22 protein-coding genes are annotated in these 22232 nt (G+C 55.1%); 7 read left to right on the forward strand and 15 right to left on the reverse strand.

Annotated features, from left to right (window positions below; all coding sequences use genetic code 11):
- The first annotated feature begins 61 nt into the window (after positions 1–61).
- A complete protein-coding gene (gene hemH, locus A3850_RS08545) occupies positions 62–1138 on the forward strand; it encodes a ferrochelatase (RefSeq protein WP_068215605.1) in 1077 nt (358 codons plus the stop codon).
- A 201-nt stretch (positions 1139–1339) separates the two neighbouring features.
- On the opposite strand, the gene A3850_RS20575 is transcribed toward hemH, so the two are convergent.
- Positions 1340–1747: a GxxExxY protein gene (locus A3850_RS20575; protein ID WP_068215606.1), complete on the reverse strand. Its 408-nt coding sequence runs from the start codon at positions 1745–1747 to the stop codon at positions 1340–1342.
- A gap of 247 nt (positions 1748–1994) precedes the next feature.
- Between A3850_RS20575 and mfd the strand changes: the two genes are divergently transcribed.
- Positions 1995–5408, forward strand: a complete 3414-nt coding sequence (mfd, locus tag A3850_RS08560) for a transcription-repair coupling factor (RefSeq protein ID WP_068215612.1) — start codon at positions 1995–1997, stop codon at positions 5406–5408.
- 21 nt (positions 5409–5429) lie between these two features.
- Here the strand turns inward: mfd and bioD are convergent, their stop codons facing one another.
- The 6 genes from bioD to A3850_RS08590 form a co-directional block, all read right to left on the reverse strand.
- A complete protein-coding gene (gene bioD / locus A3850_RS08565; RefSeq protein ID WP_068219586.1) occupies positions 5430–6089 on the reverse strand; it encodes a dethiobiotin synthase in 660 nt (219 codons plus the stop codon).
- Positions 6090–6183: 94 nt separating this feature from the next.
- Entirely contained in the window at positions 6184–6627 is a 444-nt protein-coding gene (locus A3850_RS08570; protein WP_082921708.1) for a MarR family winged helix-turn-helix transcriptional regulator, read from the reverse strand.
- Positions 6628–6638: 11 nt separating this feature from the next.
- Positions 6639–7400 carry an alpha/beta fold hydrolase gene (locus A3850_RS08575; protein WP_068215614.1) on the reverse strand — a complete coding sequence of 254 codons (762 nt, stop codon included), beginning with the start codon at positions 7398–7400 and terminating at the stop codon, positions 6639–6641.
- Between the two features lie 178 nt (positions 7401–7578).
- On the reverse strand, positions 7579–8259 hold the full coding sequence (aat, locus tag A3850_RS08580) for a leucyl/phenylalanyl-tRNA--protein transferase (RefSeq protein ID WP_068215616.1): 681 nt from the start codon (positions 8257–8259) through the stop codon (positions 7579–7581).
- A 95-nt stretch (positions 8260–8354) separates the two neighbouring features.
- Positions 8355–8648 (reverse strand): ATP-dependent Clp protease adaptor ClpS, encoded by a 294-nt coding sequence (locus A3850_RS08585; protein ID WP_068215618.1) that lies wholly within the window; start codon positions 8646–8648, stop codon positions 8355–8357.
- Positions 8649–8684: 36 nt separating this feature from the next.
- On the reverse strand, positions 8685–9152 hold the full coding sequence (locus A3850_RS08590; RefSeq protein WP_068219591.1) for a redoxin domain-containing protein: 468 nt from the start codon (positions 9150–9152) through the stop codon (positions 8685–8687).
- A 196-nt stretch (positions 9153–9348) separates the two neighbouring features.
- Between A3850_RS08590 and A3850_RS08595 the strand changes: the two genes are divergently transcribed.
- From A3850_RS08595 to A3850_RS08610, 4 genes are all read left to right on the forward strand, one after another.
- Complete coding sequence (locus A3850_RS08595) at positions 9349–9930, forward strand: hypothetical protein (RefSeq protein WP_068215620.1); 582 nt, start codon at positions 9349–9351, stop codon at positions 9928–9930.
- Entirely contained in the window at positions 9921–10769 is an 849-nt protein-coding gene (locus A3850_RS08600) for a DUF3822 family protein (RefSeq protein ID WP_068215622.1), read from the forward strand. Before A3850_RS08595 ends, A3850_RS08600 begins: the two co-directional genes overlap by 10 nt.
- Before the next feature lie 356 nt (positions 10770–11125).
- Positions 11126–11521 (forward strand): DUF4783 domain-containing protein, encoded by a 396-nt coding sequence (locus A3850_RS08605; protein WP_068215623.1) that lies wholly within the window; start codon positions 11126–11128, stop codon positions 11519–11521.
- Between the two features lie 940 nt (positions 11522–12461).
- Positions 12462–14975: a zinc-dependent metalloprotease gene (locus tag A3850_RS08610; RefSeq protein WP_197494020.1), complete on the forward strand. Its 2514-nt coding sequence runs from the start codon at positions 12462–12464 to the stop codon at positions 14973–14975.
- Positions 14976–15032: 57 nt separating this feature from the next.
- Here A3850_RS08610 and A3850_RS08615 read toward each other — a convergent pair whose 3' ends face one another.
- Entirely contained in the window at positions 15033–16046 is a 1014-nt protein-coding gene (locus A3850_RS08615; protein WP_068215627.1) for a glycosyltransferase family 9 protein, read from the reverse strand.
- Between the two features lie 19 nt (positions 16047–16065).
- Positions 16066–16953: an SdiA-regulated domain-containing protein gene (locus A3850_RS08620; RefSeq protein WP_082921710.1), complete on the reverse strand. Its 888-nt coding sequence runs from the start codon at positions 16951–16953 to the stop codon at positions 16066–16068.
- A gap of 115 nt (positions 16954–17068) precedes the next feature.
- Between A3850_RS08620 and pdeM the strand changes: the two genes are divergently transcribed.
- Entirely contained in the window at positions 17069–17716 is a 648-nt protein-coding gene (gene pdeM, locus A3850_RS08625; RefSeq protein ID WP_068215635.1) for a ligase-associated DNA damage response endonuclease PdeM, read from the forward strand.
- Between the two features lie 31 nt (positions 17717–17747).
- Here the strand turns inward: pdeM and A3850_RS08630 are convergent, their stop codons facing one another.
- The 6 genes from A3850_RS08630 to A3850_RS08655 form a co-directional block, all read right to left on the reverse strand.
- The gene (locus tag A3850_RS08630; RefSeq protein ID WP_068215637.1) at positions 17748–18473 is read right to left on the reverse strand and encodes an inorganic pyrophosphatase; all 726 of its coding nucleotides are present in this window, start codon (positions 18471–18473) and stop codon (positions 17748–17750) included.
- 150 nt (positions 18474–18623) lie between these two features.
- Positions 18624–19460 (reverse strand): sulfate/molybdate ABC transporter ATP-binding protein, encoded by an 837-nt coding sequence (locus A3850_RS08635; RefSeq protein ID WP_197494021.1) that lies wholly within the window; start codon positions 19458–19460, stop codon positions 18624–18626.
- Positions 19461–19471: 11 nt separating this feature from the next.
- Positions 19472–20143, reverse strand: coding sequence for a molybdate ABC transporter permease subunit (gene modB / locus A3850_RS08640; RefSeq protein ID WP_068215641.1), 672 nt, complete (start codon positions 20141–20143; stop codon positions 19472–19474).
- Positions 20144–20173: 30 nt separating this feature from the next.
- On the reverse strand, positions 20174–20536 hold the full coding sequence (locus tag A3850_RS08645; protein WP_068215643.1) for a hypothetical protein: 363 nt from the start codon (positions 20534–20536) through the stop codon (positions 20174–20176).
- Positions 20536–20784, reverse strand: coding sequence for a hypothetical protein (locus A3850_RS08650; RefSeq protein WP_068215645.1), 249 nt, complete (start codon positions 20782–20784; stop codon positions 20536–20538). Before A3850_RS08650 ends, A3850_RS08645 begins: the two co-directional genes overlap by 1 nt.
- A 9-nt stretch (positions 20785–20793) precedes the next feature.
- Positions 20794–22230: a S9 family peptidase gene (locus tag A3850_RS08655; protein WP_068215647.1), complete on the reverse strand. Its 1437-nt coding sequence runs from the start codon at positions 22228–22230 to the stop codon at positions 20794–20796.
- Positions 22231–22232 lie beyond the last annotated feature (2 nt).

A 22232-nucleotide genomic window follows, 5' to 3' on the forward strand; every position in this document is an offset into this window, starting at 1 on the left:
CCCGGATGGAACCGTGACAAATAAGGCGCAACCAAAGCTGGTTTGGGCGGTTTCGTACCCTATGCACGTACAGCAACATTTTGGAAAAAAGGGCGTCCTCCTCGTCAATTTGGGGACGCCGGACGCACCCACCCCCAGAGCAGTAAATCGCTACCTCGGCGAGTTTCTGACCGACCCCCGGGTGATTGATAACCTGCCCGGCCCGGCCCAACAAGTGCTGGTGCGCGGCATCATTGCCCCCATCCGTTCCGGTATCGTGAACCCCTTCAAACCCGGTGGCTCCACCAAACTGTACCAGGAACTCTGGACGGAAAACGGCAGCCCCCTGAAGTACTACGGCGAAGTACTCGTGGAGCACGTGGCCAAGGAGCTGGGCGACGAGTACGAAGTTCGCCTCGCCATGCGCTACCAGAACCCGAGTATCGACTCCGCCCTCCAGGAATTGCTGGCCGCCGGCGTGAGCTCCGTAACGGTCTTCCCCCTCTTCCCCCAGTACGCGAGCGCAACGACAGGCAGCGTCCACCAGGAAGTGATGCGGCTCTTGAGCAAGGAGCAGACGATCCCCAACGTCAACCTCGTCAATAGCTACTACGAGCACCCGGCCCTCATCAAAGTATTCGCCGACAACGCCCGCGACATGGGTGGTTTGGACGACTACGACCACATCATCTTCAGCTACCACGGCCTGCCGCAACGGCAACTGAAAAAAGCGGATGCCTCCGATTGCTACTGCTACGCGGACGGTACCTCGAGTTGTTGCCACTCCATCCAGCAGGTGAACCAGTTTTGCTACAGCGCCCAGTGTTTCGCGACGACCCGCGCGATTGCGGCGGAACTAGGTTTGAGTGAGGACCGGTACACTACCTCTTTCCAGTCCCGCCTCGGTTTTGATGACTGGGCCAAGCCTTATACCATCGATATTCTGGAGGAGTTGGCGAAGGAGAAGGGCGCCAAACGCCTCCTCTGTTTCAGCCCGGCCTTCGTAAGTGATTGCCTGGAGACGACGATCGAAATTGGTTTGGAGTACCAAGAAGAGTTTGAAGAGTGGGGTGGGGAGAAGATTGATTTGGTGCCGAGTTTGAATGATGACCCGCGGTGGATCAAGGCGGTGGTGGAGATGGTGCGGGCGGAGAGTTGATGGGTGTGCTGCGCACGGTTTTCGACAAGAGGATAAGGAGGGAAAGGGAGTTGGGTGCGTTGGATCGTTTTCGACAAGGGGATAAAGAGGAAAAGGAGTAAAGGAGGCCATATGCTCCGCACCGGTTCAATGTCGCGCATTTACCGACATATGGACGGCTAAAGGCTTCTTATTGGCATTCGAGCTTACCTTATCTGCCCATTACTGGTAACCATCGACTACTCTGAAGATGTTGTCTTTGAGCTTTTGAGAATTGAAGTTGACCAAGAGACCATGTTTGATTCCTGATAGTCTCAAATAGGTACGGAGCTGCGTCCAAGCTATTGGAGGAATAACTTCAACGGATTTCAGTTCGATTATCACCCTGTCATCGACCACCATATCGGCGTAGAATGCGGATATGTCATTTACGTAGTCATCAGTAATTCGGTACTGCCTCTGGCATTCTACCTTAAGTCCATGCTTTCGCAATCTACCGGCTAAGGATGCTTCGTACACTTTCTCATAGATGCCAGGGCCATAGGCAAAATATGCCTGGTACATTTCGTGTACGATTAGCGACATCAAATCTTGGGTGGAAAGATCCACTGAGTAACTAATAGGTTTCATTGTTTCTGCTGTTGCAAACAAAAGTATGGATAATTCACTAATAAGACAAATTGTTTCGTACGGTTTACTAGTGCACTCCTTATTGAATCAATGACCGCAACTTCTTGTTCCCCCTTTCCTCCTTTACCATCTTGTCGAAAACAAACCACAAGAGTCAACCTCTTTGACTTCTTTGCCTCCTTTTTCTTCTTGTCGAAAACAACACAAACACAAAACCCCGAAACAAAATTCAAGGTTACCTTAAGCAATGCCAGTAACCGACCCCACCCAAGCCATCCTCCAACGCTACGCCGATAGCCCACGCGTCGCCGAAATCGTGGGCCACGTAGCGGAGAACCCCACCGCCCGCCTCCAACTCAAGGGGCTCGCCGGGGCCCTGGAATCCTTCCTCATCGCCGGATGCTACCGGAAGGCAGGAGGACATACGCTGGTGGTGGCTACGGACAAGGAAGAGGCCGCCTACATCCAGAATACCATCAGTGCGCTGCTGCCCAAGAAGCAGATCCGGTTGCTTCCGGATAGCTTTCGCCGGCCCCTGTACTTTGAGGTGCTGGACCATACCAACGTCCTGCTGCGTACGGAGACGATCAATTACCTCACGCACTCTAAATCGAAGGGGGAGATCATCGTCACTTACCCAGAAGCATTATTCGAACAGGTCGTTGCCCCGGCGGAGTTAACGAGTGCAAGGATCGAATTAAATAAGGGGGAAGACCTCGACGTCGATACCATTATTGAATTATTGGTGGAATACGGTTTTAGCCGCCAGGAATTCGTCTACGAACCCGGGCAGTTTTCCATTCGCGGCGGCATCGTGGATATTTTCAGCTACGGCAATGAATATCCCTACCGGATCGAACTCTTCGACGAAGAGATCGAAAGCATCCGCACCTTTGACCCCCTGGAGCAATTAAGTAAGGATAACGTGGAGTACGTCAGTATCGTCCCCAATATTAATACCAAGTTCGGGCGGGACCAGAAGACCTCCATTTTTGAGGTATTACCGGAAAATACAACGATCTGGATGCGGGACTTTCAGCTTTTGATCGATAAGCTGAACGAAGCCTTCGAAAAAGCTAACGCCTTCGCCCAAAACCTGACGGTGGTGGATGACCTCGAATTAAAACAGTTGTTCAACGACCGCGCCTTCATTCGGCCGGGGGAAGTGTTACAGGACGTATCCGGAAAACCCATCGTGTTCTTTACGGACTATAAGCAGACGATGAAGATCTGTAAGACGATCGACTGCCGGGCTAAGCCTCAACCCAGCTTTAATAAGAATATGGATCTATTGATCCGCAACCTACTGGAAAATACGTCCGGCGGACTTAAGAATTACATTTTTGCGGGTAACCCCAAACAGATTGAACGTTTTTATTCCATATTCAAAGATCTGGAAGCCAGCGTCCGGTTTGAACCCATCAATACGGCCATTCACGCGGGATTCATTGACCCGGAAATGCAGGCCGCCTTTTACACCGATCACCAGATCTTCGAGCGCTACCACCGCTACCGCCTGAAGAAGGGTTTCACCAAGGACCGTGCCCTCAACCTGCGGATGCTCCGCGATCTGAGCCCCGGCGACTTGGTGGTTCACCTTGATCACGGCGTCGGCCGCTTCTCCGGCCTCGAAAAATTGGAAGTGGCTGGCCGTACCCAGGAGTCCGTCCGCCTGATCTACAAAAATAACGACGTGCTCTACGTGAGCATCAACTCCCTCCACAAACTCTCCAAGTTTACCGGCAAGGAGGGTGCTCTGCCGCGCCTCGACAAGATCGGTGGCGATGCATGGAGGAACATGAAGGCGCGGACCAAGAAGAAGATGAAGGACATGGCCGGTGAGCTCATCAAGCTCTACGCCAAGCGCAAGGCCAGCCCCGGCCACGCCTTCCCGCCCGACGGCCACCTCCAGAATGAGATGGAAGCCAACTTCATGTACGAGGACACGCCCGACCAGCTCAAGGCCACCAACGCGACCAAGGAGGATATGATGAAGGACCACCCCATGGACCGCCTCATCTGTGGTGACGTAGGTTTCGGCAAGACCGAGATTGCCCTCCGCGCGGCGTTTAAAGCCGCCGAAAATGGCAAGCAAGTCGCCGTGCTCGTGCCCACGACCATCCTGGCGCTGCAGCATTACCGGACTTTTAAGGAGCGGCTGGAAGAATTTGGCATTGTGGTGGATTACGTCAACCGCTTCCGTACGGCCAAAGAGAAAACCCAGATCTACAAGGACCTCAAGGAGGGAAAGATCGATATCGTGATCGGTACCCACGCCATCCTCAGCAAGCGGGTGGGGTTCAAGGATCTTGGTTTGTTGGTCATCGACGAAGAACAGAAATTCGGCGTCAAGGCGAAGGAGAAACTGCGGGCCATGCAGGTCAACGTAGATACGCTTACGTTGACGGCGACGCCCATCCCCCGTACCCTGCAGTTCAGCCTGATGAACGCGCGGGATATGTCCGTGCTGCGTACCGCTCCGTTGAACCGCCAGCCTATTCATACGGAGGTGCGACAATTTAACGAGGAGGTGATCAAGGAGGCCATTGAATCCGAGGTATTTCGGGGTGGCCAGGCCTTTTTCGTCCATAACCGCGTGAAGTCGCTGAATGATATGGCGGTGATGTTGCGGAAGCTCTGCCCGGAGGTACAATTCGCCGTCGCCCACGGGCAGATGGACCCAAAGAATCTAGAGAAAACACTGATTGAATTTATTGATCGGAAATTCGAAGTGCTCATTTGTACCAATATCATCGAAACGGGGCTGGATATCTCCAACGCCAATACGATCATCATCAATAATTCCCATCAATTTGGCCTGTCCGATCTGCACCAGCTGCGGGGCAGGGTAGGGCGATCGAATAAAAAGGCTTATTGCTATTTAATCGCCCCGCCTCTCTCAGTCCTTACGCCGGAAGCCCGCAAACGCCTCCGTACACTGGAGGAGCACAGCGACCTGGGTTCTGGGTTCGATATCGCCATGAAGGATCTTGACATCCGCGGTGCCGGTAATCTCTTAGGTGGAGAGCAGTCCGGATTTATTGCTGATATCGGGTACGAAACCTATCAGCGTATTTTGGAGGAGGCCGTCCGGGAGTTGAAACAGGGTGAATTCCGCGACGTATTCGCCGAGCAAGTACACGATGTCTCCAATTTTGTGACCGACGTGACGATTGAGACGGACGTTGAAATGCACATTCCGACGCTATACGTGGAGAGCACTCAGGAAAGATTGCGGCTGTATCAGGAGCTGGACAATCTCAGTACCGAAGAAGAACTGGAAGTCTTCGCCGCTGGTTTGGTTGATCGCTTCGGAAAAATCCCTGAGGAAGTCGAAGAGTTATTCGATGGACTCCGTCTTCGCTGGCTCTGCCGCGAATTGGGTTTCGAGCGCCTCGTATTGAAAAATAATAAGCTGATCTGTATGTTCGTAGAGGACGCCCAGAGCCTGTACTACGAATCGCCCACTTTCGGCGCCCTTAGTGAAATCATTGCTAAAGATGGTGTTCTGCGCGGTTTAAAGTTAAAGCAATCGCCCCGCCGTTTATCATTAATTAAAGAAAATGTGAAGTCATTGGATATAGCACAAAAGGTGCTTAACGGCCTCGTAGATAAATTGCGCATGGTGCTGGCGGACGAGAAGTCAGAAGCTCTGGCATAATTAAAATTATGAACGGGTAGATCACTGCAAATTGATTTTATTCAATAATTTGCCTTGAATGACGGGTCGTAAGTCTTCCGCTACCTTTCTGAGCGCGGCAGCCGTCAATTCTTCAAATTCCGGTAATTCCACCAGGGGCCAGATTCCCGTTTGTTCCCCAACAATTCTTACCGTTTCCGGGCTGTCACCACCAGAATAAATCAGGCCGGCGATCTCAATATCCATCGCCTGCAGGTATTTTATGCTCAATAAGGTGTGATTAATACTCCCCAGGTAATGGCGGGAAACTAAAATCACCGGTACGTTTATTTGCTTGATCAAATCCGCCACCGTTTCCCGGTCGTTGATCGGAACGAGAATGCCCCCCGCTCCTTCAATAATCAGCGGGGCGCTGCCGCGGGTGCAGGGTGGAAGGGTAAAATCGCTAAGTTGGATATCTATACCGTCAAGGCGCGCCGCGTAGTGCGGGCTGGCCGGGGTTTTCAGCCGGTGCCGTTCGGGAAGGTAGCGGTCGGCGGGGAGCCCGGTCCAGGCTTTTACCCGGTCCGTATCCCCAAAGTCCAGATCTCCAGCCTGAATGGGTTTCCAGTAATCCGCATCCAACACCAGCTGGAGGAAGGCGGACGTTACCGTTTTACCCGCGTCGGTGTGGATACCGGTTACGAAGTAGGTATTCTCCATTGAAGTGAGTTTCATCCGTAATGTCGGATAGGTCTTTAGGTAATAGGTTGGTCTTCGCTGCTTGGTCCTTTTGTCGGCACCTGCGGCAGCGCCCTTATGCTTCCGTAGAAAAATTATCCCGGATGGTATCAAGGATGCGCGTCAACTCTTCGTGGTCTCCGGCGGTGAGGCCCGACCAGGTAGTGATGCGGAGATCTTTTACGATGGGGTTGAGGACTTCGTGGGTTTCCGCCCCGTAATCGGTAAGGGAGATCTGGTAGCGCCGGCGATCGTTGGGGAAGCGGGCCCGCTCGACAAATCCCTTCTTCGCCAACTTATCGACGATGCGGCTGACGGTGGGGGCATCCTTGAACGTACCGTTCGCCAGGTCGGTCTGGCTGGAGGAGCCGCTGGTGTGGAGGTGATCGATGAGCACCCACTGCTCGGGCGTGAGATCGAAGCCGGCACCACGGAAAGCGCGTTGGTACATGGCTTTCATGAGTCGTGTCGTTCGGTCAAGTAGGGTACCGACGTTATCGTAAGCAAGGGGCTGAGGCACGGGGAAGCGGGTTACTTTGCTCCGTGAAGGTAATAGTCGTACAGCAATTGTTCGGGCAACCAGTGGCTACCGGTGTACGGGATGACCTTGACGGACGGTAACGGGCCATAGACCGCCTCCAGTCGGTCGTGGTGCAAAAGAGGGTCGCTATCGCCGGCAAATACCGTCGCGGTCATGCTGCGGACTTCTAACGCACGTTGTAAACCCTTGGGGTCAGGCGGAAACAGGAGTACGCTACGCAGGCTCCCCGCCAAGCGCCGGCGGAAGGTGCCATCCTTGAGGTTGTAGGACAGGTATTCGGCGGAATATTTATTGATCACTCCCCGCTTCCGTAGCCAATTACTGAGCTTCAGAATTCCCTGCGGACGCTCGGAAAGCTTGGCGAGGGGCTTGATGAGAAAGTGGGGTAGGGTATCGATCCAGTTGGTATACCGCCCGCCCGCGCCATCGGGAGCAACAAGGGCGAAATCCTTGATGTTTGGGTGTTCCAAAAATGGCAGGACGTTACTCAGTATCCGCCCCCCCAGGCTGTGCCCCAGCAAAAAGATTTCGCGATCGTGGTAGTCCGAAAGTAGCGCGTTGAAGTAGGCCGCGATTTGCCGTGGCCGGTAGCGCTGCTGTACCCATTCGGATTTCCCATGGAAGGGCAGATCAGGCGCGAACGTGGTGAATTGATTCCCCAGCGCCAGCGCCAGACGCTCCATCCGCCGCCCGTTGCGGCCGAAGCCGTGGAGGGAGATCATGATGCGCCGCCCGGTCCCGTACTGGCGCACGTGTAGCCGGTCGCTAGTGATGGGAACGTCGAGGGCTTCGCGTCCGGTTTGAGTAAGAAAGAATTGAGGCAGGGGGTAATTGGTTGGGGAAAATACAAACGCCTTAAACGGAGAGAGGTTGGAGTTTCCGCGTCGGGATATGGATTCAGTTCATACCGTGGTGAAGGCCCAGTTCTTCTCAGGCCCATTTACCCCGCTCGGTGGGATCCTCCTGAATGAGGCCCACTTCTTCAAGAAAAGTAGAACGAGGAATGTTTCGGCCACCCAAACTGGTCAGGTGGGCGGTTTCCTGCTGACAGTCAATCAAACGAAAACCCTGGGCTTGTAGGTCACGGACCAGCGTAATGAAACCAAATTTACTGGCGTTGGGCCGCAGGTGGAACATACTTTCCCCAAAGAATACCTTACCGATGGCCAAGCCGTAAAGCCCGCCGACGAGTTCGTCGCCTTCGTAGACTTCCACGCTGTGGGCGTACCCCGCCTCGTGAAGGGTTACGAAGCCATCCACCAATTCATCGGAGATCCAGGAGCCAAACTGTCCTTCCCGGTAAACGGCGCGGCAGTGCTGCATGACGTCCCGAAACCGGGTATCGTAGCGGACGGTGTACTTCTGCTGGTTAAAGTAGGGCCGCATGCTTTTACTGACCCGTAATTTATCCGGGAAAAGAACGAATCGTGGGTCCGGGTTCCACCACAGAATGGGCTCTCCCTCGCTGAACCAGGGGAAGTAGCCGAGTTGATAGGCCGTCAGTAACCGCTCGGGGCTCAGGTCACCTCCAAAGCAGGCCGGCCCGTCGCCAGCAGTGGCCTGCGGGTCGGGAAAGAGTTCCGGATGGTCAGGGTGGAGGCGGAAGAGCACAGCGTTGGGCGAAGGTGAGGGTTGGTGAAATAAAAAGGGCGTAGTTGAGTGTGGAAGCCACTACCCAACTACGCCCTTAGCTATTTGGCATACTGCTATCTGCCTTCGATCACGGCGGACAGGCCACGATCCACGAGGGCTTCTCGCTTCGGGCGCAGTTCAGCCATGGCGGCGGATTTGACGGTGGCCTTGCCGTTGAGGTGAATCATCAGCGCGAGTTGCTCACTCTGCACGGAGGTGTGGCCGAGGATCTCCTCAAAGGTCTTCATGACCCACTCGAAGGTGTTGTGATCATCGTTGTAAACGACAAGGTCGGCGGGTTTGCCGGTGCTTACGTCTACGTCTTCTTCTAAGAGTACGTCGGTGTCCGTGGAGCTAGCGTATAACATGCTACTAATTAAAGGTTTAGTCGTAAATGGAAACGACTATAGCTTAGCCAATGTTTCCTTTACGGCCGCAAAGTTAGGCAAATCTCCGGCTGACTCCAAGACCTCGGCGTAGCGAATGATGCCTTCCTTATCGACGACGAAAGCAGAACGTTTGGAGACGCCTTCCATCCCGAAGACAAAGGTGTCGTACAGGGATCCGTACTGGCGGCTGACCTCCTTGTTGAAGTCGCTCAACAAGGGGAAATTGAGGTTCTCAGATTCTTTGAACTTGGCCAGCGTGAAGGGGCTATCGACGCTGATGGCGACGACGTCGGTGTCCATACCGTTAAAGTCCGCCAACGCGTCGCGCATGGTGCACAGTTCTTCGGTACAAACGCCCGTAAAGGCCAGGGGGAAGAAGAGAACGATGACGTTGCGGCCAGCGTAATCCGCGAGGGACACTTCTTTGGTGTCGGATGCGTGGAGGGTAAAGAGGGGGGCTTTGTCGCCTACTTTAAGTTGCATAGTATTGTTTTTGCGTGGGTAGTTTGGTTGGAAGGAGTGAGGCCTGGCATTGTTCAACAACACGGCCACCGGCCAAAATTAAACCGTTAACGACGATAAATATGGTACTAACGGAAGCCCATCCGCCAAACTACCGGTGATTTGCATCCAAAGGATGCTCAGAAAGTTTTATACTTGCACAAATTATCGATTAGCAATGCGTACAGTCTTTAGCCTACTCTTCCTCCTCCTGGCCTTCGTTCTGGGCTTCTTCCTCTACAAAAGCATTGAGGAGCCCATCAACTTCGACGCTCAGCGGAACTTGCGCAAGGATGCCGTCACTGCGAAACTGGAAATGATCCGTAGTGCTCAGGAACTCTACCGCGAATCCACGGGTGAGTTTGCCCCGACTTTCGACACCCTCAAGCAAGTACTGCGCGAAGGCGATTTGCTATCCATCAAAGTACTGGGTGATGCGGATGCCACCGACGGCTCCGAGGTCACGTACGACACGACTTACATCCCTTTACGCGACACCTTCCCCGGTCTTGGTATCAAACTAGAAGACCTTGAAGTCGTGCCCTACACCGATGGACAAGTCAAGTTCGACATCGAAGCCAAGAACATTGCTTACCAGTCTACCAACGTTCCCGTTGTGCAGGTGGGTGTGCGCCAGTCCACCTTCATGGGTAAGTACGCCGATGAGCGCTACAAGCGCTACGACCAGAACTACGAGCCCAACTCGGCCATCTACTTCGGCGACCTTACGAAGCCAACCCTCGCAGGTTCTTGGAACTAGACAATTACAACTTACAATCCGCTGCCTTCCGCCCGGAAGACGCGCAGCGCTACGAACTGTCCATCCTTACGGGGGTGGACAGTTTTGCGTATACCATCAGGGATCGGCAACACAATCGGCTCCTGGCGTATTCGGGTACCCAACTCTCCAGTGAACATCAAGGTGACCTGCCGGCCGCCGTACAAGGCTTTGTCGACAACAGCCCTCAGCTATCTACCAAGGGTTACGGCAACGTCATCCTGGGCTGGTCCACGCCGAGGGTGACCCTCGTCCCCCGCGAGCTCTACCTGGCTGATGACCAGCGTACCTACCTGGAGCAGCTCACCCTGCTGGGCCTGGAGGATGCCGTACTGGAGGAGTGGTACAACGATCTTGATGCCCATCTCCTCTTTGCCGTCAATAAAGACCGTCTGGAAGCCGTGAGCCGGAGCGTTAGCACCTTACACAGCCGGCACCTGGCCGGAGGCTTGCTCTCCGCTTGGCGCACCCGTAGTTTGCGGCGGGGGGAAGCCGCCGTTTCGGTAAACATCCGCGGGCGGCAACTCTTCGTGGCGGCACACCGGGCCGGATCACTACAGTTCTTCAACACCTTTGAGGTGACCAGCCGGGAAGATGCACTGTACTACGTCCTGCTGGCCTACGAGCACTGCGGGATGCTCCCCGATCGCCACCCGCTATATGTGTCCGGAGAAATCAGTGAAAGAGGGGAGATCTATCAATTGCTCTACACTTACGTGCGGGACATTCACTTCTCCGCACTGGCGATGCCACCAGTTCCCGCGGCAGAGTTGGTCGACCTTCCCCAACACGTTTACTTCGACCTTTTGTGCCTGAGCTGAGGGGAATGAGCGGCACGGGGTGTTAAAATCTTTTGGTAAGCTGCTATCCTTAATGCGTTGACTTAAAGGATGGCTGTAAGATGTCTATAGCCATGTCTTGCCTGCAATCCGTTCACAATTATTCCCTTTTCCAATTCTACTGAAGTGATTTTAAAGGGAGGTCAGCTCCGTTATTTAACGGGATCTTCACAATTAGGCCCTTTCGGCCATCGTTTTGCGGCCGTTGTGCTTGTGACCGCGGGTGAGCGGGAACGTCCAAATAGCGTACTTTGGTAGTCACGTTAGTCTACCAACCCCGGTTTCAACCGCACCTTGAAAAAGCGTCAGTTCTTCAGGGTGTATTAATCCGAACCACTATGAAACTCTTACTCTTTTTCATCTCAGGTCTTTTCTTCGCCGGTACGCCGGCCGTAGATCAGACGCCGGTTTCCCTGGAAAGTGTCTGCAAAGCAGTCGGTTCGGCGGATGTCCGGGGCCTCATGGCTGCCATGGGTAGCGAGGTTGAACTCAGCATTCTCGACGAAGAGGACATGTACAGTAAGGCAGATGCCGGAGCGGCATTAGAAGCTTTTTACAAGAAATTTTCGAAGACGAACTTTGGTAAGGTCCACCAGGGCGCCTCCAAATCTGACGACGCGGAGTACTGTATCGGTACCCTTTCTACCGATAAGGGTAGCTACCGGGTTTACGTCTACGTTGCCAAACAGGGTGGGTCCGTGGTCCTCCAGGAATTACGGTTCGACCCTAGCTAAAGGGACCATAATTACCTCTTTTCAGCAGTCGCCATCCGGACAAACCGGGTGGCGATTGTTGTATAAAGCCCAGTGTTTCCGGGGTTTATCCGCGTTTTCAACAAAGATTTTTCCAAATTTTTTAGGTAGTCCGTGTAGTAACATTACCTTTACTCTCACCAGATTGACCCCTCAGGGGCTCGCTGTAGGTTCAGAATGACGAGCCGAATTCCAAACTTGCTCATTTTTCGGCTGCTGCCGCGGCGGATAAATGAGACTCGAATTCGGTCATCCTTTCCTGACACGTAAGCGCTCCGTTGGCTGGCTTTTATGATCAAATAGGTGTAACGCATTTGGCCGCCCTGCAACCGGGGTAGTCTTGGATAGCTCTTTAGCCTTCCGTCCATGCACCGATGTTAACAGCGCTGCTGTACAGCATCGAATTTACCTGCATGAATGAAAGCGCACTATTCAGTCGTTCCCCAATACTTTGGTCCCCCACTTATCTCCGACATGCGGCTGGTCTCCCAGTGACCACGAAGGCCGTATGCACTGGAACTTACTGAATACACACCGGTAGCCACGCCTTATCGCTTTCGCTTTCACTTCCTCAGGCTACCCCTTTTCTACATTGTTGGTTACTTCTTTCGATTTGGTACCCGTCCCCGCGCCGCATTCAGCCTGCGTGGTAGGGCCCTTCCCGCAATTTCAGCGTGTCGAACTCGAACGAGGTGGTGCTGTCTGGCCACGTTTACATCGTGTGTTTAGCTCACATATTCTTTTCACCACCCTTTTTAAGGGTCTTAGCCCTGATGCCCCAAAGGCATTGCGGCCGGGAGAACCGGACGAGAATTTGAGCGACTGAACGAAGATGACGTTGATGGGCGAACCGCTGAAGCCGGGAGAGACGCGATTATATATCTCTTTCATCCCATTTACTCAATTCGTCAACTTACCATACGTGAAAAATTATTTATTGCTCCTGGCGCTCCTAGTCGCCAGCTGGGGGCTTAGTGCCCAAATGTCTTCGCTTCAGGAAGTCAAGACCCCCACGGGCATCTTTTCTACCAGTTCTCAAAAGTCGGTCGCCAGCCAGGCAGTAGCCAAAGAGCTCGCCTCGTTTGCCGGAATGGAAACCGACCCCGAGACCTACGCTCAGTTGGTAGACTCCGCACCCGAAGACTGGACGCTGGACATCCCCGCAAATGGGGTAACTCCCGCAGGGCTGCAACTGAAGCTACGGCGCAATAACATTATTCGCGATGGTGCCCGGGTCCGCCTGGCCTCCACTGGCGCCTTCGCTACCGATATCCACCTTGGTTACCACTACATCGGCGAAGTAGTCGGCCAGCCTGACAGCCGAGTGGCCTTCAGTTTGCTCGACAATGAAATGATGGGTACCATCGATATGGCAGACGGCAAACGCCTCTCCATCGGTAAAGTCGAAAACATCACTAAATCAGCCGGCCAGCCCGATGCCTACATCATATTCCCCGACGACCAACTGGCCGAACGCCAGGAGCTTGACTGTGCTACGGATGATAACGGGGGAACCTACAGCGATCAGGACCTCGCCTACGTGACCGAAAAAAGTACTTCCGTCGGTTGTGTGGATATGTACATGGAGGTCGATTACGACATCGTCCAGAACAAGGGCGGCGTTTCCGCCGGTTCCCAGTACGTAACGGCCATCTTCAACCAGGTAGCCATTCTTTACGATGACATCAACGTGGATCTCTACATCAGCGAGATGTTTGCCTGGGATAGCCCCAGCCCCTACGGCGGTGCTTCCAGTCTGGATTATCTCCGTGGCTTCCAGGCCTACCGCAACTCCTTCAACGGAGACCTGGCCCACCTCGTCGCCTACGGTGCGAGTGGCGGGGTAGCCGTGCTAAATGGTCTATGCCATTTCAATCCGGATAACAAAATGAGTTTTGCCTCCGTGCACTCCAACTACGCTAACGTACCTACTTACTCCTGGTCCGTGATGGTAATGGCCCACGAAATTGGCCACCAGTTGGGTTCTCAGCACACCCACGCCTGTGTTTGGAACGGTAACGGAACGGCCATCGACGGTTGTGCCGGTGGCACGGAGGGTAGTTGCCCCAACCCCGGTTACCCCCAAGGCGGTGGAACGATCATGTCCTACTGTCACTTACGCCCCGGTATCGGTATTAACTTCAACCGCGGCTTTGGGCCTCAGCCTTCCTCCGTCATTCAGGGCCGGGTATCCGCTTCTCAGGGTTGTCTGAACAATGACTGTGACAACCGCGGTGGCGATGGCAACGGCGGCGGTGGAGACGGTGACGGAGGTAACGGCGGCGGCGACGGAAGTGGCGGCGGCGACGGCGGTGACCCCAACTGCCCCGGCGGTCGCAACGTAGAATTCCGCCTCACGCTGGATGACTTCGGTATGGAAACTACCTGGGCCATCCGAACCGAAAATGGCCTCGTCGTTACGACCGGTGGCCCCTACGAGAAAAAAGCAAAAGGCCAGACGATCGTCCGCCGGAATATCTGTTTGCCCGACGGTTGCTACCTGCTCGAGGTAATGGACGACCACGGCGACGGCATCTGCTGCGAGTACGGTAACGGAAGTTACCAGCTCACTAGCTCGGACGGTACTCTACTTGCAGGTGGCGACGGTACTTTCGAATTCAGTTCCATCCGCGATTTCTGTGTCGACGGCGCAGGAGGCAACGGCGGCGATGGAGACGGCGACGGCGACGACAACGACGTTGATTGCCCCGCGTTCGACTTCAACGTTTACCCACCCATCAGCTACGGTACCAACCAGGATGACGGTACGGTTGAAGTGCAGGATTCTGGTTCTACCATTTACCTGGAAAACAACGCTTGGAAAGCCATTGATTACGACTACAACATCACGGCGAATACCTGGGTATCCTTCTACTTCAAATCTACCAAGCAGGGTGAAGTCCACGGCTTCGGTTTTGATAACAACCAGGTCATCAGTTCCAGCTACAGCTTCCGCCTCTATGGCACCCAGGCTTGGGGCATCAGCAACTTCAATAACTACGACGGCTCCGGCGAATGGGCGTATTACGAAGTTCCTGTCGGCCAGTTCTACACCGGTCTGACGAACTACATCTTCTTCATCGCCGACCAGGATATTGGTAGCCAGGATGGCAACAGCTACTTCCGCAGCTTCACCCTCACTGAAGGGCAGCCGTGTAACAACGCGCGTAGCCTGCAGGAAAATGGCGGTCTGCCCGAGTTTGAAGGCACGGGCTTGCAGCTCGCTCCCAACCCGGCCGATACTGAGATTCGCGTCACCGTCCCCGGTGCTAGCGAAACCGTAAACTACCAAGTGCTCGACATCAACGGGCGTGAACTGCTCAAGGGTAATATCAACCCCGGTGGTGAGCGCGTATCCGTTTCCAGTCTTCCTTCCGGAGCCTACCTCCTGCGTACGGGAGATGGTCAGGTGAAGCGGTTTACCGTCACGCGCTAGAGAATTTTGCGGGCGGCGAGGACGGTTTTCCTGCTTCGCCGCCCCCCCGAGATATACTTAGTCTATGGACTTAACAACTCGTCTTATCTCACGTATGCTTTGTTTTTTTATACAGCTGAAGTGTCCCCTAGGGCATTTTTGAAATCCAATTTTTGAACAGGGGCGGCAGTCGAGATCCAGGATCTCCTGCCGCCTTTCTTTTTCCAGCCCCTCCTGTCCGGGCAGGTAGGGGTACATCCCCAATGCAGGAACGGTGTTCCCCCATACGCTTACAATCGGTTTTTTGAAGGCAGCCGCGACGTGCATCAAGCCCGTATCGTGCGTCAGTACCACCCGGGCCTGCCGGACCAAGTCTGCGGAGCCCGCCAGATTAAAAGCGCCGCAAGCGTTGCTTACATGATCCAGTCCAGCTGACAACCGCGCTCCAATTTCTCTTTCCGCCGGGCCGCCCAGTAGCACGATCGCTTCGTCGTGGTCTTCACAGAACTCCCGCATTTGCGCTTCCGTCAGGCGTTTGGTGGCGTGGGCCGCTCCGATGACGAATGCTACGTAGCGGTTGGGAATCCCCACCTCCTTTAGATCAACCCGGTCTTTCTCGGGGATGAAATAATCAAGCCCCTTCCCGTCGTCCACGACGCCAAAGGGCGCCGCTGCGGCCAGATAGCGCTGCACAATGTGGACGTCCGGCATCCGGTCGATCTTGAACCGCGTCAGTAAAAACTTCTCGTAGTTCAGCTTGTCAAATGTCTTCGTGCGCGGCCGCGGGTGCGGTGCAAAGGGTTGGGCGAGCCGGGCCTTCAGCTCCAGGGTCCGCAAATTACCGTGGAGGTCGATACAACCGTCGTACCCCGCCTCGGCCAACTGTTTAGCTACTTCGGATAGATCCTTCCTAATGCTTATAACCCGGTCAACGTGAGGATTAGCCTCCAGTATACTGGCAAAGGGTGCTTTCGTCAAAAAGTGTACCTCCGCCCCGGTCTGTTCCTTCACGCAACGGATGACCGGCGTCGTCAGGACGATGTCCCCGATGGAGGAAAAACGGACAATCAGGATCTTTTTAAACTGGCGCAAAGGAGGGAGGCTGTAGTGGCTATCGAATCAGCGGAAGCCGAAATATACGCGCCCGCGCCTTCCCCCGGGCCTCCGTGGAGATGTAGAGTGAGCCATCCTTAGCAAAAGCCAAGCCCTCTGGCTGCGGGAAAAATTCCTTGGGAAGTCTCGCTACGTTCAGCAGCCGCCCTTCGGGTGATAGTACCATCAGGACTTTCCCGTGGGAGGATACCAGGTAAAGATTACCCGTCCCCGGCTGAATGGCCAATGCAGATGGGGCCAGGTCGTACTTCTCCTCCTCGCTGAAAAACTCTAGTAGATACTGCCGTAGCGGGCAGGCCTCCATCTGGTTCAGGAACTGATTCACCTGCTTGCGGCGAATGCTGTAAACGGGGTCTTCAATGAGCGACTTGCTCTCGAGATCGAAAGCAAAAATGTACCGCCCGTCCTTGTCATTCCCGTCGTCCTTGGCGTCGCGTTTGCAGGCCAGCAATAGTCGGTTCCTTGCCGCGTCGTAGGCTAAGCCTTCAACGTCGTTCTCTTCGTTCAGGCGGGTATTGTACTTCTCTACGTGTTGGTCGGGCTGACCGGCGCGGGTGATCTGGTAAAGAGTGCCCGTGTTTTTGGACACCCAAATATCTTCTCCCACCGCTTCCACGCCTTCGTAATCTCCGTCTTTCCAGAAGTTGATGCCCCAGAGTACCTGCCCCGCCGCGTTGATGCGGTAGACTTTCCCTTCCTCATCCTGCACGGCCAGCAATTCATCGTCCCGATCGTGCGCCATGGAAAGCCCGCTGATCTCTTCCAACTCGGCGGGCAAGGAACTGATCAGGGTAGGTTGGTCCAGATTAAACGGAATTCCATCCGCCTGAGCGCAGGCCAAACCGGGGAGGCAACAACAGAACAATCCTACCAGTAAACGAAGCATGAAGAAGATTTGACAAGGCGCAGGGGAGCGCAAAATTGCTGAAAAATAAAACGACGTAGGGCGGACCAATATTTTCCCACAAATTGTGGCCAGTGAGCTACTTTTGCCACCGATTATGGAGGAAGTTTACATCAACGGTAATCGGTTGCTTTTGCATCCCCAGAAGGCCATTTATTGGCCGGCCGAAAAAGCCCTACTACTGAGCGATCTCCACCTGGGGAAAGGTGCCCACTTCCGTAAAGCGGGCATTCCCGTCCCTCCAGCAGTTGCGGACGTCAACTTCCGCCGCCTGGATATGCTCATCGAAGATTGCCGGCCCGAGCGCGTCCTCTTTCTGGGGGATCTCTTTCACAGCGACCACAACCACGTCTGGGGGATGTTCTGCGACTACCTCTGCGAGCACGATGGCATCAGCTTTGAACTCGTCCCTGGCAACCACGATATCCTACCGGAGAGTGCTTACGCGGAGAGTTGTATGAAGATGTTGCCGGAAATCTACGTCCTCGGTAACCTCTGCCTGAGCCACCACCCACTGGAGGAAGAGCAAATCCCGGCGGATACCTACAACATCTACGGGCACATCCACCCCTGCGTGCGGCTCATCGATGTAGCGGGCAACGGGATGAAGCTACCCGCCTTCTTCTTTGGCCCGACAGCTGGTATCCTCCCCGCGTTTGGGGAGTTCACCGGCTGCGCCGAGGTTAAGGCCCGGGCGGGCGACCGGGTATTCGTGCTGGCGGAAGGATCCGTAATTGGTTTCTAGCACCAGCTCTCCTGTCCTTCCTATTCAGTCTTTACAGTCCGTCCAGTACCCGGTCACGGCGTTGCCCGAAGCTCATAGCTTCCATCAGCGTCGTGGACATTACGTCCTCCAGGTTGCCGTAGTGCTCGTGGTAATCTTCGCGGCTGGCCTGGATGACGGCTTTGGCCTCTTCGGCGCCGTAGATATCGGTGATTTCGCACTTCGGTTCTTCGCCCGGCAGTTGCTTGTAGGTCAGGAAGTAGTGCTGTAGGCGATCGAGGATGGACTTGGGAAGGTCCTTTACGTCGCGCCAGGTATCGTACACCTCGTCGTTCTCGAGTACGGCGATGATCTTATCGTCCGCCTCACCACCATCGAGCATGCGGAAACCGCCGATGGGACGCGCTTTCACGATGATGTTACCGTGGGTCACTTCCCGTTCGGTGAGTACGCAAATGTCCAGCGGGTCACCGTCGCCAACGATGTTTTTACGGCCAGTTTGCTCCATACAGTACTCCGCCACGTGGTCCATGCAGTAAGTCTGCGGTACGAATCCGTAAAGGGCAGGCACGATGTTGGAGAATTTCTGGGGCCGGTCAATTTTGAGGTAGCCAGACTTCTTGTCGATCTCGTACTTCACCGTATCGCTCGGGATTACTTCAATGAATGAAGTCAGGATTTCCGGTGCGCGGGAGCCAATTTCGATGCCGTGCCAGGGGTGGCTGGCGTAACGAAGACCAATTAATTTCCAGAGTTTATCGTAAGCTTCGGGGCCCATTTCAGAAGGGTTTTTGGGTTTGGGCCGCAAAGGTACGGCCCCCACCGTGGCTGGTCAACGTTTCCGGCAGAACGTTCTTTTGGGCGCTGACGCAGGTGGATAGTTTAGTCGGACATCGTAAGCGTTCACTAAGGGTGATGCCTACGCTAATTAGGACGTAGCTTTTTCAATTTGGATACCCGCAGCGGAGAAAGTAAGATGGACGGCTACGCCCACCTCCAAAAGCGGAGCCGCCGCCGGCCAATCAACCGTGAACACATCGCTCCCTAAACGTACGGTCAGGCGCATTCCGGAGGGACCAGTACTGAGCTCACTGACGTAGCCGATCAGTTGCCCTTCCCGCTTAAAGTAAGCCTCCGGGCTACCCGAGAAGACCACCTTCCCTTCGTGCAGGACGAGAATGCGGTCCGCCAACTTCCGTAACTCATCTTCGTCGTGGCTGATCAGGATAGTAGGGCAGGAGCGGTGCTTCCGTAACCGGAGAAGTTGATGGTGGAGATGACTACGAAGTTGGCCGTCCAGGGCGGATAGTGGTTCGTCCAGTAGTAGTAGTCTGGGTTGCTGGGCCAACGCTCGGGCCAACGCCACCCGCTGCTGCTGCCCACCGGAAAGCTGGCCTGGGAGCTGGTCGCTAAGCCCCAGCAATTGAAAAGATTCCAGTAATTCATCTTGGTAAGGGTCGTCGGCGATAGGGCTGGCGTAGCGCAAATTCTCCGCTACCGTCAGGTTGGGGAACAGGGCGTAATCCTGAAATACGAAACCGATCCCCCGTGCGGCGGGCGGGGTGAGTGTCCGCCCAGCGTACCAGGTCTCGTCACCGAAATCGATGCGGCCGCCGTCGGGCTCCAGCAAACCGGCAATCATCCGCAGCGTGGAGGTCTTTCCTACGCCCGAGGGTCCGTAGATCCCCAGCGTTTCTTCCGCACCGACCTCGAATTGTACGGCAAGGTCCATCGGGCCCGCACCACCGGATAATCGTTTGTGCAAATCAACCCGAATCATGGGACGAGGCGGCGCAACGTCCGCGGTTTGATGGCGTAGACGAACAATAGGATGCTAAAGCAGATCGCAAAGAGCACCAGGGAATAAAGGTGAGCGCCGGCGTAATTCAACGACTCTACCTCGTCGTAGATCGCGATGGAGGCCACCCGCGTCTCACCCGGGATGTTGCCGCCAATCATCAGGACCACCCCAAATTCTCCAATCGTATGCGCAAAAGAGAGCACTACGGCCGCCAGTAGGGCCGGACGAATGTTAGGCAGCTCAATCCGCCGCAGGGTTTCCCATCTGCTCTTTCCCATCAGGTAGCTGGCGTCCAGTATGGATTGGGGTAATCCCTCCAGGCCCGCCTGCAACGGATGCACCATGAAGGGTAGGCTGTAGACCATCGAAGCAATGACGAGACCCGGAAAAGAGAAGGCCAGGCGAAGGCCGAATACCTCATTCAGCCAGCCTCCCAATCCACTCGTAGGGCTGAACGCCAGCAGGAAGTAGAATCCGAGGACGGTAGGGGGCAACACCAGTGGCATCCCCACCAAACTCTGCACCAGCGGCAGCGCCCAACTCTTCGAACGCGCTAACCACCACGCGAGCGGAAGGGCTACGAAAAACAGCAGTACCGTCGTGACGGTAGCTAGTTTTAGGGTAAGAATGATCGGGGCAAAGTCCATGCAGCCCGCAAGATAGGTTGCCCCACTACATCACGGGGTAGCCGCCCGGGGCCGTGGATTGACGAAAAAGTAAAACACCAGCCCACCAAGCCCGTAGGCAATGTAGTCGTAAGGATCCGCCGTAAACGCGTCGGACCAGCGGGGGAAGAAGAACTCAAAAATGACTGCCAAGAATACCGTACTGATCACCGTTTCGAGCACCGTTAAACGGCCCCGATCAAATAAGTAGCGGCGCTCTACGGTGAGTAGACCCAGCATGACGGGGATACTAAGGAAGGGATCCAGGTAAGCGTGGAAGAAGGGTACGTCGATGCCTAGTCCTTTCTGTAGCAATTGGTGGACCAAGAAGAGACCAACGCAAACCCAAAATACCGGTCGGAAAGCTTTCAACATCACGCGGCGGCAATGAAGGCCATGAGGAAACCGACCAGGATGAGCGGAGAGAGGGCCAGCAGAATTAGAATGCCAAACAAGCGGACGCCAATTTTGGCGGCGCCCACCCACAAAGGGTCTTCCTCGTTGATGGTCGCGAGGTTGTTCCACCACTCGTAGGTTTCCTTGACCTTGCCGGCCATGGCGTCGGCGGGTTTATTTTTTTCCGTCGGCGTGCTCTCTGGTTCCCGTTCAGTATTCTCCTGCATCAGCTGGATTTATTTGGTGAAGAACCTCCGCACGAGGCTGGTGCCGTCGGCCAACTGAACCCGTAGGATCTGCATACCGGGGGTAAGTGAAGTGGGCACTTGCAGCTCGCCGGTTGCCGACGTGACGCCGTGGCCCGTCTCCCGGCCGGTTTGGTCGTACAGTACGAATGCATACTCCCGCTGAGGAAGACCGGATAGGCGCAAACGACTACCCAGCGCAACGGGGTTAGGAGATAGACGAACTTCCGGTAAGTCCACCACGTCACCAAGGCCAACCACTTGCAAGTCCAGTAACGGGATGAAGAAATCCAGCGTTGCGTTGAGTGCGGGGAGCAAGCAACCGCCGTGCGTGAGGTTGCCACCATCACGCAAATCCACGCTGGTAGATCCGTTGGCCGTCATGACGGAGTCGGCCAGTACTGCGTTGCGGAAGGGCACCTGCTCATCCGCCGTGCAGTAGTACATCAGGGTGGGGGCTTCCGGAGCCCAGTCGTAAGTGTCGTTATCCAGCAAGGCCTGGTAAGTGGGGGAAGTAGGGTCGGCCGTCATCAGTTGGGTGGCGATCGAATCCTGGAGGAGATCGGCGAGGCTGGCGTTGTTCTCCGCGATCTGCTCTTCCAGCCGCGTATTGAAGGCACCGAGGTCAATCAGCCCACGTGCGAAGGAATCCACATTGCCAACGTATTCATCGGCGAAGATCTCGTTGAAGTCATCGAAGAGGTCGTACACGTAATCGTAGGAAATGTAGGTGTACACGATGTAGCCCGGCAGGGTGGCCTGTCCTTCGGCGAAGAGCGTCTCGCGCATCACGTCCGAGATGGAGTATGGGCCAGAAAGGTGGGTAGCGGCCGTCACCTTCAGGCTATCGGGGCCGGGGTTCGTCTGTACGTCGCGGTGCAAGGCTTGGGTAGCGTGGCCACCCTGGCTGTAGCCAGTGATGAAGAACTGGTCGCTGTAGTCGATCTCCTCCTCGTCGAGCCACTGCTTGGCGGCCGCTACGAGATCCCGACCGGCGCTGGCCTCGGAATCCGCGTGTACGTAGGGGTGAACGGGAGCGTCATTGTCGCCCAGACCCAGGTAATCTGGCGCTACGGTGATCATACCCACTCCCGCCATGACCTGGGGAATGAAGCGTTCGGTGATGCCCTCTCGGCTGGGGACGAGCTCCCGGCCCGCTACCGTGCCGTGGTTGTACACTGCCAGAGCAAATAAGCGGCCTCGATCAGCCGGCACACACAGCAAACCACTGGCTACCGTAGGCTGCCCGAATACATCCGTCGTATTGTAGGTGATCTTATAATTCTCTACGCTGTAGGGAATATTGCGACCAGCCGTAAAGGACAGCGCAAGTCGGCTGGTACCCGTCTGGGGTTCTACGGTAACGTAGGTTTGGGCCGACAGCGAAAGGCTAAATAGAGTAAGGCAAAGAATGTAGATTGACTTCATAC

The organism is Lewinella sp. 4G2 (assembly GCF_001625015.1).
GTDB lineage: Bacteria > Bacteroidota > Bacteroidia > Chitinophagales > Saprospiraceae > Neolewinella.

Excerpts from the sequence above, each read along its gene's own strand:
- hemH (WP_068215605.1), top strand. The coding sequence starts at position 62 with ATGCACGTACAGCAACATTTTGGAAAAAAGGGCGTCCTCCTCGTCAAT.
- A3850_RS20575 (WP_068215606.1), bottom strand. The coding sequence starts at position 1,747 with ATGAAACCTATTAGTTACTCAGTGGATCTTTCCACCCAAGATTTGATG.
- mfd (WP_068215612.1), top strand. The coding sequence starts at position 1,995 with ATGCCAGTAACCGACCCCACCCAAGCCATCCTCCAACGCTACGCCGAT.
- bioD (WP_068219586.1), bottom strand. The coding sequence starts at position 6,089 with ATGGAGAATACCTACTTCGTAACCGGTATCCACACCGACGCGGGTAAA.
- A3850_RS08585 (WP_068215618.1), bottom strand. The coding sequence starts at position 8,648 with ATGTTATACGCTAGCTCCACGGACACCGACGTACTCTTAGAAGAAGAC.
- A3850_RS08590 (WP_068219591.1), bottom strand. The coding sequence starts at position 9,152 with ATGCAACTTAAAGTAGGCGACAAAGCCCCCCTCTTTACCCTCCACGCA.
- A3850_RS08595 (WP_068215620.1), top strand. The coding sequence starts at position 9,349 with ATGCGTACAGTCTTTAGCCTACTCTTCCTCCTCCTGGCCTTCGTTCTG.
- A3850_RS08605 (WP_068215623.1), top strand. The coding sequence starts at position 11,126 with ATGAAACTCTTACTCTTTTTCATCTCAGGTCTTTTCTTCGCCGGTACG.
- A3850_RS08620 (WP_082921710.1), bottom strand. The coding sequence starts at position 16,953 with ATGCTTCGTTTACTGGTAGGATTGTTCTGTTGTTGCCTCCCCGGTTTG.
- pdeM (WP_068215635.1), top strand. The coding sequence starts at position 17,069 with ATGGAGGAAGTTTACATCAACGGTAATCGGTTGCTTTTGCATCCCCAG.
- A3850_RS08630 (WP_068215637.1), bottom strand. The coding sequence starts at position 18,473 with ATGGGCCCCGAAGCTTACGATAAACTCTGGAAATTAATTGGTCTTCGT.
- modB (WP_068215641.1), bottom strand. The coding sequence starts at position 20,143 with ATGGACTTTGCCCCGATCATTCTTACCCTAAAACTAGCTACCGTCACG.
- A3850_RS08645 (WP_068215643.1), bottom strand. The coding sequence starts at position 20,536 with ATGTTGAAAGCTTTCCGACCGGTATTTTGGGTTTGCGTTGGTCTCTTC.
- A3850_RS08650 (WP_068215645.1), bottom strand. The coding sequence starts at position 20,784 with ATGCAGGAGAATACTGAACGGGAACCAGAGAGCACGCCGACGGAAAAA.
- A3850_RS08655 (WP_068215647.1), bottom strand. The coding sequence starts at position 22,230 with ATGAAGTCAATCTACATTCTTTGCCTTACTCTATTTAGCCTTTCGCTG.